Source organism: Nocardioides sp. (assembly GCF_050246775.1).
Taxonomy (GTDB): domain Bacteria; phylum Actinomycetota; class Actinomycetes; order Propionibacteriales; family Nocardioidaceae; genus Nocardioides.
Window position 1 is genome coordinate 187,705 of the sequence record NZ_JBFWVK010000004.1, and the last position, 16,013, is coordinate 203,717.

Here is a 16,013-nt window from a genome sequence, read left to right on the forward strand (position 1 = left end):
GGCACGCAAATTTGCTCGGTCTTTTTGACGCTGACGACCCCCTCCCTGACCTGCGTTTTTGCGCGTTTGTGCTGGTCAGCGCCATGTTGACTTGGCAGCCCGTCCCTGTGAAGGTTCTTCTCGTTCGCCTGTGCAGATCGTGGCCGGCGGACCGACGTCCAGGTGGCCGTGGCGACGGGTCGAGTTCCACGAACCCGTCCGCACGGTTCGCGGAGGTCGGTTCCGCTCCATGAGGGTGGATGCGGAAGGGGCCCGGACTCCGTAGACAACTTCCCGATGCCGACAGCCAGTCGGCCCAGGGTTGGTCCGAAGGGTTCGGGTCCCCTTCCGTGACTGCATCCAGTTGGCCTGCAGGTCCGGTTCACCGACGGATTTCTGCGGGCCACTACTGTTTCCCACGTGCTGCTCCGGACGTTCGCCGCCCTCGTGGCCGGCGTGGTGTTGGCGCTGGCCTTCGAGCCGTTCAACCAACCGGTCGTCGTCCCCTTCTGCATCGCCGCCTTCGTGCTCTGCGTGCGGGGACTCGGTGTCGGCAGGGCGCTGGTCCCGGGCTTCATGTTCGGGGTCGGCTTCATGTACGTGCTGATCTTCTGGATGCGGGTCGTCGGGCCCGATGCCTGGATCGCGCTGGCCACGCTCGAGGCCGCGTTCTACGCCGTCCTCGGTTCGGTCACCGCGCTGGTCACCCGACTTCGATGGTGGCCCCTGTGGACGGCGGCCGCCTGGGTCGCCTGTGAAGTCTTCCGGTCCAGCGGTACGACCGGATGGATGCCCTGGGGGCGAGTGTCCTACGCCATGGTCGACACCCCCGTCGCGGCCGCGTTCCCGTGGGTGGGCGGCAACGGCACCTCGCTCCTGCTGGCGCTGCTGGGCTCGACGCTCGCCTGGGGCGTCCTACGGTTCCGGGCGAGTCCTCGTGCCGTCGCGCTGGCGGTGGCCGCGTCCCTGGTGCTGCTCCTGGCTCCGTCCCTCATGACCTGGCACAGCGCGAGCGACGGCAGCGTCACGGTCGCCGCGGTCCAGGGCAACGTGCCCGGCGACGGGTCCGACATCCTGCTGGACTTCCGGCAGGTGACCCAGAACCACGTCGACTCCACGGTGCAACTGGCCGACGACGTTGCCGCCGGCCGCCAACCGCGGCCCGACTTCGTGATCTGGCCGGAGAACTCCACGGCTGTCGACCCGTTCACCGACGCAGAGACCAACGCGGGGATCTGGGCGGCCTCCAACGCGATCGGCGTTCCGATCCTCGTGGGTGCGATCGCAGATGCCCCCGGCAACTCGCAGGTGCTCAACCAAGGCATCGTCTGGAACCCCGGTGTCGGCGGCGGAGATCGCTACACCAAGAGGCACCCGGTGGCGATGGGCGAATACATCCCCTATCGCAACGGGCTTCTGACCAGCATGGTCGGGAGGCTGGCGCTGGTGCCCCGGGACATGGTGGCGGGCACCAGGACCGAGCCGCTCCAGATCGCGGGCACCCCGGTGGCCGATGCGATCTGCTTCGATGTGGCCTACGACGACGGGCTCTACCACCAGGTCCGCAACGGGGCGCGCATGATCGTCGTGCAGACCAGCAACGCGACCTTCATCCACACCACCCAGATCGAGCAGCAGTTCGCCATCACCCGGCTGCGTGCCATCGAGACCGGCCGCTACGTCGTGGTCGCCGCCACGAACGGCATCTCCGGGGTGATCGCCCCCGACGGCAGCGTCGTCTCGCAGGCCGCACCGCGGACCCAGAAAGTGCTCCTCGAGGAGGTGGCCTTGCACGACGAAGTGCCCCCGGGGGTCATCCTGGGGCCCTGGATCGGACGGGCGGCCATCCTGACGGCTCTTCTGGCCACTGCGTTCTCCCTGGTCCCGTATCGTCGAGGTCGCAAAACCCGGATCGCCACCCAGCCGCACGACATCGAGGTCCTCACGTGAGCAACCCGGCCCTGGGCCGCATCATCATGGTCATCCCGACCTACGACGAAGCCCTCAATCTCGAGTGGATCGTGGGACGCCTGCGCACCGCCCAGCCCGACGTCGACGTGATGATCGTCGACGACAACAGCCCGGACGGCACCGGTGACATAGCCGACCGTCTGGCAGCTGCGGATCCGCAGATCCGCGTGGTGCACCGCACCGAGAAGGCCGGCCTGGGGGCGGCGTACCTGCACGGCTTCAAGGAGGCCCTCGCGGCCGGCTACGACGTCATCGGCGAGATGGACGCCGATGGTTCCCACCAGCCCGAGCAGCTGCACCTGCTGCTCACGGCCCTGGAGCACGCTGACCTCGTGATCGGGTCTCGCTGGGTGCCTGGCGGCTCGGTGGTGAACTGGCCCAAGTCACGCGAGTTCCTCTCTCGTGGTGGCAACCTCTACGTGCGGATCCTGCTCGGATCACGGGTCCGCGACGCCACAGCGGGCTTCCGGCTCTTTCGCTCGGGGACCCTGGAGAAGATCGACCTGGGCTCAGTGGAATCAGCTGGCTACGTCTTCCAGGCCGATCTCGCGTGGCGCACACAGCAGGCAGGACTCACGATCACCGAGGTCCCCATCGAGTTCATCGAGCGGGTGCGCGGCGACTCGAAGATGAGTGGTGATGTCGCCACCGAATCGATCAAGCGGATCACGCGCTGGGGGCTGCACGAGCGACGCAGCCAGGTGCGCCGCACCCTGGATCGCTGGCGGGGAAGATGAGCACCCGGCGACGCCGGATCCCGTTGTGGGTCGCGTTCCTGCTGTTCCTGGCGGTGCCCCTGCTGGAGATCTGGGTGCTGATCCAGGTCGGCCAGGTCATTGGAGCATGGTGGACGATCCTCCTGCTGATAGCCGACAGCATCTTCGGGGCGTGGCTGATCAAGCGTGAGGGCTCGCGCGCCTGGAGATCGCTGAACACCGCACTCAGCAGTGGGAAGATGCCGGCCCGTGAGCTCGCCGACGGAGCGCTCATCCTGATCGGCGGGACCCTGATGCTCGCGCCGGGCTTCGTCACCGACGCCTTCGGCATCCTCATCATCCTGCCGTTCACCCGACCGGTGTTCCGGGCCCTGCTCACCGGTGTCGTCACGCGAAAGCTGCTCGCCAGCGGGTTCCCGGGTGTCGGATTCCCAGGCCAGGACGCACAACGCCCCGGACCTGGATCGCAAAGCGGATCCGTGGTCCAGGGCGAGGTGGTCGACGAGGGCGACTGACCCTCGTGCGCCGAAGGCGTCAGCTCAGGCTGATGCCTTCTTGTTCCTGGTGGCGCGGTGCAGGTGCGCCGGGCCGATTTCGCCGCCGCGCAGCAACGCGAGCCGCTCACTCAGGATGTCTTCGAGCTCCTTGATGGAGCGACGCTCCAGAAGCATGTCCCAGTGGGTGCGAGCCGGCTTCTCAGCCTTGACCTCGCGCTCGATGCCGTCGCGGCTGACCGCTTCGGCGCCGCAACGCGGGCACTCCCACACTGCGGGAATGTCGGCCTCGACCGACATGGTGATGTCGAACAGGTGTCCCTGCGGACAGTCGTAGCCGACCTGCTGACGAGCAGCGAACTCAATGCCACGCTCGTCCTCAAAGCTCTGGCCGCCCAGCCGAGCACCACGCAAAGTGCGCTCCGCCATGTGCCACCTCCAAAAGTTGTTGTTCCCCGACGTCATGAAGGAGACGGATCCCCCCGCACTTCATGACGTGTCCGCACCGAATTGCGGCTACACCCACTCCAACGTACTCCGGTCCGCGAGGATTCCAATTCGGCGAAGTGTGTCCAACGCCACACGCGAGCCGTTGCAGCGACTCAGACGACCGCCGGGACCCGGTTCCCGGCCTCCTCGATCCCGCGACGGGGATCGAGTCGGAGCAGGAAGATCGCACCCAGCACGAAGAAGATGATCAGGGCGAAGATGGCGGGCCGGTAGGACCCGGTGATCTGGAAGATCACCCCGAACAGCAGGGTCCCGAACCATGACGTGCCACGCTCCGCGGCGCCGTACAGGCTGAAGTACTCGCCTTCGCGCCCGCGTGGGATCAGCAGGCTGAAGAACGAGCGGGACAGGGCCTGGGTGCCACCCAGCACGATCCCGATGGCGATGGCCAGGGTGACGAAGAGGGCGACGTCGCGCTCAGGGAGGAAGAGCGCCAGCACCACGATGGCCATCCAGGCGAAGGTCCCCCAGAGGATCGATCGGTAGGCGCCGTACTTCCCGGCCAGCCGACCGAACCACAGCGCACCCCCGAACGCCACGAACTGGATCAGCAAGATGGTGGCGATCAGCACGCTCTGGTCGAACTTCAGCTGCTTGGAACCGTAGGTGGAGGCCGCGTAGATCACCGTCTGGATGCCGTCGTTGTAGAACAGATAGGCCAGCAGGAACGTCAGGGTCATCGGGTAGTTGCGCAGGTCCCTCAGCGTCATGAACAGCTGACCGAAGCTGCGCTGCAGGATCGTGCCCTGGACCGGTACGACGTTGCGCGGGGCATAGTTGCGCAACCGGACGAGCGGAATCAGGGTGAAGCCGGCCCACCAGAGCGCCGCCGACAGCAGGGAGAGCCGCACCGCCATCGCCTCGGTCAGTCCGAACGTGTCGTGCAGCAGGAACATCGTCAGGTTGACGGCCAGCAGGACCCCGCCACCGAGGTAGCCCCAGGCCCAGCCTCGAGACGACACCCGGTCGCGCTCGTCCTCGGTGGAGATGTCGACCAGGATCGCGTAGTAGCTCACCAGGGAGCACCCGGCCAGGATGCTGCTCAGCACGACCGCCACGGCGCCGAGCTGCCAGTTGTCGTCCTTGAGGAAGAACAGGAGGCCCGCGAAGAAGGCGCCCGCGTAGGCATAGCCGGCCATGTGCCACTTCTTGCGCCCCGAGCGGTCCACGAACGCGCCGACGATCGGCAGGATCAGGGCGCTGACGATCGTGGCGAAGCTGGTGAGGTAGCTGGGCAGGGAGCCGGCCGCCAGGTGCAGACCGAGCAGGTTGACGGTCCTGCTGCAGGTCTCATCGGCATCCACGCATCCGGCCGCCCTGCCGGCCACCGTGATCATGTAGGGCGCGAACATGACCGACAGGACGGTCGTGTAGAACGCCGAGTTGGCCCAGTCGTACCAGTTCCAGGCCTTCTGCTGGCGATGCATCGACGCGACGACGGGGCGCAGGTCGGCGATGCCGTCGGGCTCAGAATGCGTCATGGGTGCCCCTCCACAGGCTGCGGCGCTGCAACACGGCCTTGAGTATGTCGGTGCGATCGGTCATCAGGCCATCGACACCGCGATCGAGGAGCAGGTCCATCTCGGCCGCGTCATCGATCGTCCAGATGTGGACATGCTTGCCGACCGAGTGGAGTCTGCGGATGAACCACGGCGAGGCGAGGGTGAGCCGGCCGTAGCGGTGGGGGATCTGGAAGGCCCTGACCTGACGACCGGTGACCAGGTCGGCGACCCGGACGGGCAGCAGCAGGAACAGCACGGTCTCGAGCGGGCTGGCCGAGGTCGCCACGCGGCCGCCGGTCTGGCGACGGAAGGCACGCAGCCGGCGCCAAGACCATGACCCGATCAGCACCCGGCTCTCGGCCTGCCGCTCGGAGAGGAACGCCACGAGGGCCGGGCCAGCGGAGTCGGACTTGAGGTCGATGTTGAACCTGGCGTCGGGACAGGCGTCGAAGAGCTCGGCCAGGGTGGGGATCTGTTCCCGACCTCCGATCCGGACAGCGCGCAGCTCATCGAAGCTGGCTGAGGCGACTGCACCGACCTGGTCGGTGACCCGGTCGAGCACGGTGTCATGGAAGGCCATGAGCACTCCGTCGCTGCTCGTGTGGACATCGGTCTCCAGATAGCGGTAGCCCAGCCCGACAGCGTGCTTGAACGCAGTGAGAGTGTTCTCGAGGCCGGCGATGTCGGGATGGTGCGCGCCACCACGGTGGGCGAACGCCAGGACGGTGCCGGGCTCATCGAGGTAGGCGCACCCGGTCAGCGGGGGAGTCACCCGTGCATTCAACACCGTGCAAGGCGGATCCCCGTCGTACGAGCCGCGGGTCGCGCGGCGAGGTTTCGCTGGTCGGCGTACGGTGACCCTCATGGAGTCGGAATCCTTGACGTGCCCCCGTTGCTCAGCCGAGTTCGCAGAACGCGTCGTCAGTGGCGTCTCGGTTCACCAGTGCCCCGAAGGTCACGGCATCTTCCTCGAGCGCATGGAGCTCGGTGCCCTGAGCGAGGCCGAGAACGAGTGGCACCGCAGCTCGGGACAACACACCCAGCCGTTGCCGCGGATCACCGCCGACATGGAGATGCCGCCCCCGATGGCCACCCGCTCGCGCTCATTCGTCGAGACCCTCTTCGGCTGACCCTCGTCCTTCGAGCCCACCCTGTCGGTGCTCGAGCCCACCCGTCGGTGGTCCAGCCCACCCGTCGGTGATCGAGCCCACCCGTCGGTGGTCGAGCCCACCCGTCGGTGGTCGAGCCCACCCGTCGGTGGTCGAACCCACCCGTCGGTGGTCGAGCCTGTCGAGACCACCCCACGACCAAGCCCCGTCGGTGGTCGAGCCCACCCGTCGGTGGTCGAGCCTGTCGAGACCACCCCACGACCAAGCCCCGTCGGTGGTCGAGCCTGTCGAGACCACCCCACGACCGAGCCCCGTCGGTGGTCGAGCCTGTCGAGACCACACTGTCCACAGGGCCGCTGAACACTGGTTGCGACCGAGCGGGGCCAAGTACAGGCTCACGCCATGGCCCACGTCTATATCCTTGAATGCTCTGATGGCAGCTTGTACGTCGGCAGCACCAGGCACTTGGAACTCAGGCTCGAGCAACATCGCGTTGGCCGAGGCTCGGCCTATACCAAGTGTCGGCTGCCCGTCCGACTCAGGTGGACGTACGAGTTCGAGCACGTAGGGGCCGCGTTCGCGTTCGAGAAGCAGGTCCAGAACTGGAGTCGCGCCAAGCGCATCGCACTCATCGAGGGGCGCCTGGCAGATCTGCCGGCGTTGGCGAGATCGAAGTCGTCATGACGCGGCTTGTGGTCTCGACAAGCTCGACCACCGAAGACCGGCCCGACCACGCAAACACCACGTGGTCTCGACAAGCTCGACCACCGAAGACCGGCCCGACCACCGAAACACCACGTGGTCTCGACAAGCTCGACCACCGAAGACCGGCCCGACCACCGAAGCCCGGCCCGACCACCGAAGGGCGGCAGCCTCAGAAGTCGCGGAACGTCTCGATGTCCGCGCCCAGTGCCCGGAGACGTTCGGCCAGGTCCTCGTAGCCGCGGTGGATGACGTACGTCGAGCGCAGGACCGAGGTGCCCTTCGAGGCCAGCATGGCCAGCAGGATCACGACGGCAGGGCGGAGTGCTGGCGGACAGACGATCTCGGCCCCGGACCAGTGGGTCGGGCCCTCGACGAGGACCCGGTGCGGGTCCAGCAGCTTGACGGTGGCACCCAGCTTGGTGAGCTCGGTCAGATAGATCGCGCGGTTCTCATACACCCAGTCGTGCAGCAGCGTCTGGCCCTCCGCCACCGCCGCGATCACGGCGAAGAACGGCAGGTTGTCGATGTTGAGGCCGGGGAACGGCATCGGGTGGATCTTGTCCAACGGGGCGTGCAGCCGCGACGGGCGGGTATCGATGTCCACGAGCCGGGTGCGCCCGTTGGCGGCGTCGTACTCCTCGGTGCGGCTGTAGTTGAAGCCCATCTCCTCCAGCAGCGCCAGCTCGATCTCGAGGAACTCGATGGGCACCCGACGGATGGTGATCGAGGAGTTGGTCACGATGGCGGCCGCGAGCAAGGACATCGCCTCGATCGGGTCCTCGCTAGGCGCGTAGTCCACGTCGACGTCGATCGACGCCAGGCCGGTGACCGTCAGGGTGGTGGTGCCGATGCCCTCCACGAGCACTCCCAGCTTCTGGAGGTAGAAGCACAGGTCCTGGACCATGTAGTTGGACGAGGCGTTGCGGATGACCGTGGTCCCGGGGTGCAGCGCGGCAGCCATCAGTGCGTTCTCCGTGACCGTGTCGCCGCGCTCGGTGAGCACGATCGGACGGCCGGGCTCGATGGCTCGGTTGACCGACGCGTGGTACATCCCGTCAGTCGCCTTCACCTCGAGGCCGAAGGGGCGCAGCGCGGCCATATGGGGCTCGACCGTGCGGGTCCCCAGGTTGCAGCCACCCGCGTACGGCAGGTCGAAGACCTCCTCGCGGTGCAGCAGCGGGCCCATGAACATGATGATGCTGCGGGTCCTCCGTGCGGCTTCCTGATCGATGTTGGCCAGGTCGAGCTGAGCCGGCGGGATGATCTCGAGGTCATTGAACTCATTGAGCCACTGGGTCTTCACGCCGAGGGAGTTGAGCACCTCGAGAAGCCGGTTGACCTCCTCGATGCGCGCCACCCGGCGCAGCGTCGTACGACCCTTGTTCAACAAGGAGGCGCACAGCAGCGCCACGCCCGCATTCTTCGAGGTCTTCACGTCGATGGTGCCCGACAGCGTCGTGGGCCCGTTGACCCGCAGGTGGGTGGGGCCCGGCTGACCCAGGGTCACGATCTCGGAGTCCAGGGCCTCACCGATCCTGGCCAGCATCTCGAGGGAGAGGTTCTGGTGGCCCTTCTCGATCCGGTTCACCGCGCTCTGGCTCGTGGAGAGCACGTCAGCGAGCTGCTGCTGCGTCCAGCCGCGGTGCTTGCGTGCGTCGCGGATCAGGTTGCCGATACGTCCGAGATAGTCCTGGGTCATGAAATCCACCGTATCTCAGATATGAGATAACGCAACTGGTGGCAGCATGGACGAATGCGAGCCACCACCATCCACGCCCCCGGCGACATTCGCCTCTCGGACGTCGCGGACCCGACGATCGACCTCCCCACCGATGCCATCGTGAGGGTGGTCGCTGCGTGCATCTGCGGCTCCGACCTGTGGCCCTACCGCGGCGAGAACGACATCGATCCGGGATCGACGATCGGCCACGAGTGCATCGGTGTCATCGAGGAGGTGGGGGCCGACGTGCGCGCCTTCCGTCCCGGCGACTTCGTGATCGTTCCCTTCGACCACTGCGACAACACCTGTGTCCACTGCGTGAATGGTGCGCAGTCCGGATGCGTGAACCTGGGCTTCACGCTCAGCGGCCAGGCCGAGTACGCCAGGGTCACGCAGGCCGACGGCACCCTGGTGTCCACCGGGGGAGTGCCCGACAGCGCTCTGATGCCCTCGCTGCTCGCGCTCTCTGACGTCATGGCGACGGGTTGGCACGCCGCGGTCGCAGCCGGGGTCACACCCGGCAGTACGGCGGTCGTCGTCGGCGACGGCGCGGTCGGACTGTGCGGAGTGCTGGCCGCCCAGACGATGGGTGCGCAGCAGGTGATCGCACTGTCGCGGCACGCGCCCCGACAGGCGGTGGCCACGGCTTTCGGGGCCACCCACATCGTGGCCGAGCGCGGCGACGAGGCGACCGAGCGCATCATGGAACTCACCGGGGGAGTGGGGGCCGACGCGGTCCTCGAGTGTGTCGGCACCGCACAGTCGATCACGACCGCCTTCGATGCCGTGCGCCCCGGGGCGACGGTCGGCTTCGTCGGCGTGCCCCACGGGGTCGAGCTGCCGGTGCGCCGGATGTTCCGCAACAACGTCGGGCTGGCCGGGGGAATGGCCCCGGTCCGCAAATACCTGCCTGAGCTCCTGGACCTGGTCACCTCGGGCGCGATCACCCCGGGTCTGGTGTTCGACCAGAGCCTGCCGCTCGACGACGTCGCCGAGGGCTATCGCCGGATGGATCAGCGTGAAGCGATCAAGGTGCTCATCGAGCCCTGACGCGGTGTGCGGCGAGAGCTCGGCTCAGGCGGCTGCGAAAGCCTCACGGCGGCCGACGGGCACGCAGTCGCAGCTGTCGGAGCAGGCGAAGTAGACGTGTGCGCCGTGCCCGCAGTGAGGGCACGGCATGTCGTGCGACAAGCACGTGCTGCTGGTGTCAACGGTGTCCCACATGGCGTTTCCTCCTGTTCGGGTCTTGGTCTCAAGAGACATTCGTCACCGTCTCTGATACCGATTGGACCTCGGAGCAACGCAGATGTCATCGACATCGGTCCACGTTGACCCGCACGGACTAGGAACCCTGCCCGAATGGGCGATGCCAACTCGGGCGACCGGGCCATCAGTCCCCAGCGCGTGGCCCACTAGAGTTGAGCCATGAAGCTGACACCTGCGCTCGAGACCGCCTTCAACGCCCAGATCACCCTGGAGTTCCGGTCGTCGATGGTCTACCGCCAGCTCGCCATCGAGATGGAGATCCGCGACCTGCCCGGCATGGCCACCTGGCTACGCCACCAGGCAGACGAGGAGATCGTGCACGCCAACAAGTTCATCGACCACCTGTCGGACCGTGACAACCATCCGGTGATCGGCGCGATCGAAGCCCCGGACGTGAGCATCGACTCGGTGCTGGAGTGCTTCGAAGCCGCGTTCGCGCACGAGCAGCGAGTCTCCGAGGGCATCCGCAACCTGTACCGGACGGCGGAGACCGAAGGCGATCTGGACTCCCGGCCGTTGCTCAACTGGTTCCTCAACGAGCAGATCGAGGAGGAGGCGACCGTGAGCAACATCGTCAGCAACATCAAGCTGATCAAGGAGGACGGCCCCGGCCTGCTGCGTCTGGACGAGGAACTCGGCCTCCGCCCGGTCTCGACCACCGAAGCGACCTCCGGGCTCTGACCGGATCAGGAGCAGCCGGCCGCGAGTGAGCCGACGACCACGGTCCCGTCTCGCTCCTCATCGCGCACCACGCGGACGCTGAACCCGGCGGCCGCCATGGCTGCCGCCGTCACCGGCGCCTGGCCCTGACTGGTCTCGATCAGCAGGTGCGCGTTGGGAGCCAACCAGGCACCGGCCTCCACGATGACGCGTCGTTGCAGGTCGAGTCCGTCTGGTCCGCCATCGAGGGTCATCCGAGGCTCGTGGTCGCGGGCCTCGGGCGGCATCATCGCGACTGCGTCAGTGGGCACGTAGGGCGCGTTCACCACCAGCAGGTCGACCGTGCCGCGCAGCCGCCGGGGGAGCGGGTCGTAGAGGTCGCCCTCGACCACGTGTGCGGCGTACGGCGCGAGATTGCGACGGGCGCATCGCACGGCAGCGGGATGCAGGTCGCTGGCCCAGACCTCGGCGCCCGACAGCCGATGGGCGAGCGCAGTCGCCAGGGCGCCGGAGCCGCAGCACAGGTCCAGGATCAGCGCGCTGGGGGACGCGAGCCTCAGCGCCTCGTCGACCAGCACCTCGGAGCGCCGGCGCGGCACGAAGACCTCCGGCTCGACGAGCATGCGTAGCCCGTGGAACTCGGCCCAGCCCAGCACCTGCTCGAGGGGGAGGCCGGACTCGCGGCGCCGGAGCAGCACCTCGACGTCATCAGGGCGACTGGCAGCTTCGAGGATGAGCGCGGCCTCGTCCTCGGCGTAGACGCAGCCGGCAGCCCGGAGCCGGGCGACGAGGTCAGCGAGGGCGGTGGCTATGGGGGAGAGTCTAGCCGTCAGGGAGCGATGACGAGGTCCACGATGCGGCCATCGGCGCCCAACTGGAACGTGTAGTCGAGGGTGACCGTGTTGCCTGGGAAGTTGCCGTCGAGGCGGTTGGTGACCACCCAGGTGCCGTCGGTGATCCTGGTGGCTTCCAGGAGGGTGGTCGTGTAGGTGAACTCGCTGGCCGCCCTCTCGAACCACTCCATCACCGCAGCGTGACCGACGTAGGTCCCACCGTCGTCCAGCACCCGCACCTCCGGGGAGAGCACGGCAGCGGCGGCTGGGGCGTCACGGGTGAGCGAGGCAGCCAAGTAGGTCTCGATGGCGAGTGGGAGGTCCGCAGTGGTGGTCACCTTCTGGACAGTAGCCACGCCCACCGACAATGCAGAGGCAGGCCTCCGAGAGGCTTGGAACCTCTCACACCGACATGACACGATCGAGGGGTGAGCAGCACGAGCGCCGAGGCGCAGCACCTGCGCGACCTGGCGCTCCTGCGACGGGTGCGAGACCGGATGGACCGCGACTACACCCACCCGTTGGACGTCGAAGCGCTGGCGCGCGGAGTGAATCTCTCGGCCGGCCACCTGAGCCGCCAGTTCAAGCTGGCCTACGGCGAGTCGCCGTACGCCTATCTCATGACGCGCCGCATCGAGCGGGCCATGGCGCTGCTGCGCCGGGGCGACCTCAGCGTCACCGAGGTGTGCTTCGCGGTCGGGTGCTCGTCGCTGGGCACGTTCAGCACGCGGTTCACCGAGTTGGTCGGGATGCCCCCCAGCGCCTACCGCGATCAGGTCCGGCCCGGCACCGAGATGCCGTCCTGCGTCACCAAGCAGGTGACGAGACCGATCAGGAATCGAGAAGCACCCACCACGGTCCGCAACTAACCTGACCGCCATGGACATCAGCATTCACTACGCCTTCCTGCCCCACCTCGACAAGGAGGCCTCGCTGGCCTTCTACCGCGACCTGCTCGGCTTCGAGGTGCGCAACGACGTCGGCTACAACGGCATGGTCTGGCTCACGCTGGGTCACCCACAGCAGCCGTCCGTCTCCCTGGTCCTGAACCCGCCGGCCGCCGACCCCGGCATCACCGACGACGAGCGCCGCACCATCGCGCAGATGATGGCCAAGGGCACCTACGCCATGCTCAGCCTGTCCACGCCCGACCTGGATGCCACCTTCACGAAGCTGGCGGACGGCGGCGCCGAGATAGTCCAGGAACCGATCGACCAGCCCTACGGCATCCGCGACTGCGCCGTACGCGACCCTGCCGGGAACCTGCTGCGCATCAACGAGGTGCGCTGAATGGAGCGCCGATGATGCTGATTGCGTGCTCGCAGGAACTCGGCCGCGCGCCCGTTCGTTCGAAGGGTCCGTGCGACAGAGGGAGACTCCATGACGACGGCCGACAGCCATGATCTGATCCGCGTGCAGGGTGCGCGGGTCAACAACCTGAAGGACATCTCGGTCGAGATCCCGAAACGCCGGTTGACCGCGTTCACCGGCGTGTCCGGCTCGGGCAAGAGCTCGCTGGTGTTCGGAACGATCGCGGCCGAGTCACAGCGACTGATCAACGAGACCTACAGCTCGTTCGTCCAGGGCTTCATGCCGACGATGGCCAGGCCCGAGGTCGACGTCCTCGACGGCCTGACGACCGCCATCCTCGTCGACCAGGAGCGGATGGGCTCCGACCCCCGTTCGACGGTCGGCACCGCAACCGACGCCAACGCCATGTTGCGGATCCTGTTCAGCCGGTTGGGCACACCGCACATCGGGTCGCCCCAGGCGTTCTCGTTCAACGTCGCCTCGATCAGCGGTGCCGGCGCGGTCACCGTCGAGAAGGCTGGTCGCACGACCAAGGAACGGCGGAGCTTCAAGATCCTCGGCGGCATGTGCTCTCGCTGCGAGGGCCGCGGCTCGGTCAACGACTTCGACCTGACCGCCCTGTACGACGAGGAGAAGTCGCTCAACGAGGGCGCCCTGACCATCCCGGGCTACAGCATGGAGGGGTGGTACGGCCGGATCTTCCGGGGCTGCGGCTACTTCGACCCGGACAAGCCGATCAAGAAGTACACCGCCAAGGAGCTCGACGACCTGCTCCACCGCGAACCGACCAAGATCAAGGTCGAGGGGATCAACCTGACCTACTCGGGGCTGATCCCGCAGATCCAGAAGTCGTTCCTGGCCAAGGACGTCGATGCGATGCAGCCACACATCCGGGCGTTCGTGGAGCGGGCCATCACCTTCACCACCTGCCCCGACTGCGAGGGCACCCGGCTCAGCGCCGCTGCCCGCTCCTCGAAGATCAAGGGTGTCAACATCGCTGATCTGTGCGCGATGCAGATCAGTGACCTCAGCGCGTGGGTGCACGAGCTGGATGAGCCGTCGGTGGCACCGCTGGTCACAGCTCTGGGGGAGATCCTCGACTCCTTCGTCGACATCGGGCTCGGATACCTCAGCCTGAGCCGTCCGTCGGGAACACTGTCGGGCGGCGAGGCCCAGCGCACCAAGATGATCCGGCATCTCGGGTCGTCGTTGACCGACGTCACCTACGTGTTCGACGAGCCGACGATCGGGCTTCACCCGCACGACATCCAACGGATGAACGAGCTTCTGCTGCAGCTGCGGGACAAGGGCAACACGGTCCTGGTGGTCGAGCACAAGCCGGAGACCATCGCCATCGCCGATCATGTGATCGACCTCGGTCCGCTGGCAGGCAACGCCGGTGGCCAGGTGATGTTCGAAGGCACCGTCGACGGTCTGCGAGCCAGCGACACGATCACCGGTCGGCACCTCGACGACCGCGCGACCTTGAAGGACTCGGTGCGGTCGTCGGCCGGCGCACTGGAGGTGCGCGGAGCAGACACCAACAACCTCCGCAACGTCGACGTCGACATCCCGCTCGGCGTCTTGGTCGTGCTCACCGGCGTCGCGGGGTCAGGCAAGAGCTCCTTGATCAGAGGCTCGGTGTCGGGACGCGAAGGTGTGGTCACCGTCGACCAGAGCGCGATCCGCGGCTCACGGCGCAGCAACCCGGCGACGTACACCGGGATGCTGGAGCCGATCCGCAAGGCCTTCGCGAAGGCCAACGGCGTGAAGCCCGCCCTGTTCAGCGCCAACTCCGAGGGTGCTTGTCCGACCTGCAACGGCGCTGGGGTGATCTACAGCGACCTGGCGATCATGGCGGGCGTCGCGACCACCTGCGAGAACTGCGAGGGCAGGCGCTTCGACGCCTCGGTGCTCGACTACACCTTCGGTGGCAAGGACATCAGTGAGGTCCTGACGATGCCGGTGAGCGAGGCGACCGAGTTCTTCGGCGCCTCGGAGTCATCGGTGCCGGCAGCCCACACGATCCTGAGCCACCTCTCGGACGTCGGGTTGGGCTACCTGACGATCGGACAGCCCCTGACCACGCTGTCAGGTGGTGAGCGCCAACGGATCAAGCTCGCGATGCACCTGGGCGCCAAGGGCGGCGTCTACGTCCTGGACGAGCCGACCACGGGGCTGCACCTGGCCGACGTCGAGAACCTGCTCGGTCTGCTGGACCGGATCGTCGACTCGGGGAAGTCGGTGATCGTCATCGAGCACCACCAGGCCGTGATGGCGCACGCCGATTGGATCATCGATCTCGGCCCGGGTGCCGGGCACGACGGGGGAGCCATCGTCTTCGAAGGCACCCCCGCCGATCTGGTCGCGGCCCAGTCGACTCTGACCGGCCAACACTTGGCGGCGTACGTCGCGCGATGAGTCTGGCCGTGGCGGGGAGTCTGTCCTGGCATGGACTTCCTCCTTGTTCCAGGTGCGGGCGGCGACGCGTCGTACTGGATGTCCCTTGTCCCGCTGCTCGAGGCCGAGGGGCACCGCGCGGTGGCCGTGACGCTGCCGGCAGGCGATGCTGGAGCCGGGCTTGCGGAGTACGCCGACGCCATCGTCGACGCGGGCGCACAGCTGCGCCGCATCACCATGGTTGCCCAGTCGATGGGCGGCTTCTCGGCGCCCTTGGCAGTCGGACGGCTCGACGTCGCTCAGTTGGTGCTGCTGAACGCCATGATCCCCATGCACGGGGAGACGTTCGGTGACTGGTGGGTCACGACCGGACAGGGGCAGGCCGCGGCGGAGGCTGCTGCGGCAGCCGGTCGTGACCCCGCTGCGCCTTTCGATCCGGTGGAGGACTTCTTCCACGACGTCCCTGCGACCGTCCGTGACGAAATCTTCGCCCGCGGAGAGCCAGCCCAGGCAGATCGGCCCCTGAGCGAGCCATGGCCTTTGAAGGCCTGGCCCGAGGTCGAGACCCGGGTCGTTGTAGGCGCCGACGACCGACTCTTCCCACCTGAGTTCCAGCGGCGGGTCGCTCGTGAACGCCTCGGACTCGACGTCACGGTGTTGCCGGGTGGCCACCTGATCGCCTTGGCGCACCCAGCCGAGCTGACCCAGCACCTCATCGAGACCGCATCCGTGCACGCTGCACGACTGTGACGTCCAACAACCGCAATCCGGCGTCAGAATCGTGCAGGCTGCACCGTTGTGACAGCGGGAGCAGGCGTCAGGTCGATACAGTCCCTC

At 67.2% G+C, this 16,013-nt stretch carries 17 protein-coding genes; 11 read left to right on the forward strand and 6 right to left on the reverse strand.

Features of this window, described 5'->3' with window-relative positions; all coding sequences use genetic code 11:
* Positions 1-399 precede the first annotated feature (399 nt).
* Genes lnt through AB7I40_RS17790 form a run of 3 tightly spaced genes read left to right on the forward strand, consistent with a single transcriptional unit; the run spans position 400 to position 3,181 of the window.
* A complete protein-coding gene (gene lnt / locus AB7I40_RS17780) occupies positions 400-1,929 on the forward strand; it encodes an apolipoprotein N-acyltransferase (RefSeq protein WP_428344473.1) in 1,530 nt (509 codons plus the stop codon).
* Positions 1,926-2,687, forward strand: a complete 762-nt coding sequence (locus AB7I40_RS17785) for a polyprenol monophosphomannose synthase (RefSeq protein ID WP_428344474.1) — start codon at positions 1,926-1,928, stop codon at positions 2,685-2,687. The genes lnt and AB7I40_RS17785 overlap by 4 nt, the downstream gene beginning before the upstream one ends.
* On the forward strand, positions 2,684-3,181 hold the full coding sequence (locus tag AB7I40_RS17790) for an FxsA family protein (protein ID WP_428344475.1): 498 nt from the start codon (positions 2,684-2,686) through the stop codon (positions 3,179-3,181). Before AB7I40_RS17785 ends, AB7I40_RS17790 begins: the two co-directional genes overlap by 4 nt.
* Before the next feature lie 24 nt (positions 3,182-3,205).
* On the opposite strand, the gene AB7I40_RS17795 is transcribed toward AB7I40_RS17790, so the two are convergent.
* From AB7I40_RS17795 to AB7I40_RS17805, 3 genes are all read right to left on the reverse strand, one after another.
* A complete protein-coding gene (locus AB7I40_RS17795) occupies positions 3,206-3,589 on the reverse strand; it encodes an RNA polymerase-binding protein RbpA (RefSeq protein ID WP_428344476.1) in 384 nt (127 codons plus the stop codon).
* A 173-nt stretch (positions 3,590-3,762) separates the two neighbouring features.
* Positions 3,763-5,151: an MFS transporter gene (locus tag AB7I40_RS17800; protein ID WP_428344477.1), complete on the reverse strand. Its 1,389-nt coding sequence runs from the start codon at positions 5,149-5,151 to the stop codon at positions 3,763-3,765.
* Positions 5,138-5,944, reverse strand: a complete 807-nt coding sequence (locus AB7I40_RS17805) for a glycerophosphodiester phosphodiesterase (protein ID WP_428344478.1) — start codon at positions 5,942-5,944, stop codon at positions 5,138-5,140. The genes AB7I40_RS17800 and AB7I40_RS17805 overlap by 14 nt, the downstream gene beginning before the upstream one ends.
* Before the next feature lie 91 nt (positions 5,945-6,035).
* Between AB7I40_RS17805 and AB7I40_RS17810 the strand changes: the two genes are divergently transcribed.
* On the forward strand, positions 6,036-6,302 hold the full coding sequence (locus tag AB7I40_RS17810) for a zf-TFIIB domain-containing protein (RefSeq protein WP_428344479.1): 267 nt from the start codon (positions 6,036-6,038) through the stop codon (positions 6,300-6,302).
* Positions 6,303-6,683: 381 nt separating this feature from the next.
* Positions 6,684-6,965 (forward strand): GIY-YIG nuclease family protein, encoded by a 282-nt coding sequence (locus AB7I40_RS17815; protein ID WP_428344480.1) that lies wholly within the window; start codon positions 6,684-6,686, stop codon positions 6,963-6,965.
* Between the two features lie 190 nt (positions 6,966-7,155).
* On the opposite strand, the gene AB7I40_RS17820 is transcribed toward AB7I40_RS17815, so the two are convergent.
* Entirely contained in the window at positions 7,156-8,685 is a 1,530-nt protein-coding gene (locus AB7I40_RS17820) for a UDP-N-acetylglucosamine 1-carboxyvinyltransferase (protein WP_428344481.1), read from the reverse strand.
* Positions 8,686-8,739: 54 nt separating this feature from the next.
* Between AB7I40_RS17820 and AB7I40_RS17825 the strand changes: the two genes are divergently transcribed.
* Both AB7I40_RS17825 and AB7I40_RS17830 read left to right on the forward strand, forming a co-directional pair.
* Positions 8,740-9,756 carry a zinc-dependent alcohol dehydrogenase family protein gene (locus AB7I40_RS17825; protein ID WP_428344482.1) on the forward strand — a complete coding sequence of 339 codons (1,017 nt, stop codon included), beginning with the start codon at positions 8,740-8,742 and terminating at the stop codon, positions 9,754-9,756.
* A gap of 375 nt (positions 9,757-10,131) precedes the next feature.
* Positions 10,132-10,653, forward strand: a complete 522-nt coding sequence (locus tag AB7I40_RS17830; protein WP_428344483.1) for a ferritin — start codon at positions 10,132-10,134, stop codon at positions 10,651-10,653.
* Between the two features lie 5 nt (positions 10,654-10,658).
* Here AB7I40_RS17830 and AB7I40_RS17835 read toward each other — a convergent pair whose 3' ends face one another.
* Positions 10,659-11,465, reverse strand: a complete 807-nt coding sequence (locus AB7I40_RS17835) for a putative protein N(5)-glutamine methyltransferase (protein WP_428344664.1) — start codon at positions 11,463-11,465, stop codon at positions 10,659-10,661.
* The gene (locus tag AB7I40_RS17840) at positions 11,462-11,803 is read right to left on the reverse strand and encodes a nuclear transport factor 2 family protein (RefSeq protein ID WP_428344484.1); all 342 of its coding nucleotides are present in this window, start codon (positions 11,801-11,803) and stop codon (positions 11,462-11,464) included. Before AB7I40_RS17840 ends, AB7I40_RS17835 begins: the two co-directional genes overlap by 4 nt.
* A 159-nt stretch (positions 11,804-11,962) precedes the next feature.
* On the opposite strand from AB7I40_RS17840, the gene AB7I40_RS17845 reads away from it, so the two are divergent.
* The 4 genes from AB7I40_RS17845 to AB7I40_RS17860 all read left to right on the forward strand — a co-directional run bounded on the left by AB7I40_RS17845 (position 11,963) and on the right by AB7I40_RS17860 (position 15,926).
* The gene (locus tag AB7I40_RS17845; protein WP_428344665.1) at positions 11,963-12,334 is read left to right on the forward strand and encodes a helix-turn-helix transcriptional regulator; all 372 of its coding nucleotides are present in this window, start codon (positions 11,963-11,965) and stop codon (positions 12,332-12,334) included.
* 10 nt (positions 12,335-12,344) lie between these two features.
* Positions 12,345-12,755 carry a VOC family protein gene (locus AB7I40_RS17850; RefSeq protein WP_428344485.1) on the forward strand — a complete coding sequence of 137 codons (411 nt, stop codon included), beginning with the start codon at positions 12,345-12,347 and terminating at the stop codon, positions 12,753-12,755.
* A 90-nt stretch (positions 12,756-12,845) separates the two neighbouring features.
* Positions 12,846-15,197 carry an ATP-binding cassette domain-containing protein gene (locus AB7I40_RS17855; RefSeq protein WP_428344486.1) on the forward strand — a complete coding sequence of 784 codons (2,352 nt, stop codon included), beginning with the start codon at positions 12,846-12,848 and terminating at the stop codon, positions 15,195-15,197.
* 30 nt (positions 15,198-15,227) lie between these two features.
* Positions 15,228-15,926, forward strand: coding sequence for an alpha/beta fold hydrolase (locus AB7I40_RS17860; RefSeq protein WP_428344487.1), 699 nt, complete (start codon positions 15,228-15,230; stop codon positions 15,924-15,926).
* Positions 15,927-16,013 lie beyond the last annotated feature (87 nt).

What these genes read in the sequence shown, in the direction of transcription:
- AB7I40_RS17790 (WP_428344475.1), top strand. Translation starts at nt 2,684, where the DNA reads ATGAGCACCCGGCGACGCCGGATCCCGTTGTGGGTCGCGTTCCTGCTG.
- AB7I40_RS17795 (WP_428344476.1), bottom strand. Translation starts at nt 3,589, where the DNA reads ATGGCGGAGCGCACTTTGCGTGGTGCTCGGCTGGGCGGCCAGAGCTTT.
- AB7I40_RS17800 (WP_428344477.1), bottom strand. Translation starts at nt 5,151, where the DNA reads ATGACGCATTCTGAGCCCGACGGCATCGCCGACCTGCGCCCCGTCGTC.
- AB7I40_RS17810 (WP_428344479.1), top strand. Translation starts at nt 6,036, where the DNA reads ATGGAGTCGGAATCCTTGACGTGCCCCCGTTGCTCAGCCGAGTTCGCA.
- AB7I40_RS17815 (WP_428344480.1), top strand. Translation starts at nt 6,684, where the DNA reads ATGGCCCACGTCTATATCCTTGAATGCTCTGATGGCAGCTTGTACGTC.
- AB7I40_RS17820 (WP_428344481.1), bottom strand. Translation starts at nt 8,685, where the DNA reads ATGACCCAGGACTATCTCGGACGTATCGGCAACCTGATCCGCGACGCA.
- AB7I40_RS17825 (WP_428344482.1), top strand. Translation starts at nt 8,740, where the DNA reads ATGCGAGCCACCACCATCCACGCCCCCGGCGACATTCGCCTCTCGGAC.
- AB7I40_RS17830 (WP_428344483.1), top strand. Translation starts at nt 10,132, where the DNA reads ATGAAGCTGACACCTGCGCTCGAGACCGCCTTCAACGCCCAGATCACC.
- AB7I40_RS17845 (WP_428344665.1), top strand. Translation starts at nt 11,963, where the DNA reads ATGGACCGCGACTACACCCACCCGTTGGACGTCGAAGCGCTGGCGCGC.
- AB7I40_RS17850 (WP_428344485.1), top strand. Translation starts at nt 12,345, where the DNA reads ATGGACATCAGCATTCACTACGCCTTCCTGCCCCACCTCGACAAGGAG.
- AB7I40_RS17855 (WP_428344486.1), top strand. Translation starts at nt 12,846, where the DNA reads ATGACGACGGCCGACAGCCATGATCTGATCCGCGTGCAGGGTGCGCGG.
- AB7I40_RS17860 (WP_428344487.1), top strand. Translation starts at nt 15,228, where the DNA reads ATGGACTTCCTCCTTGTTCCAGGTGCGGGCGGCGACGCGTCGTACTGG.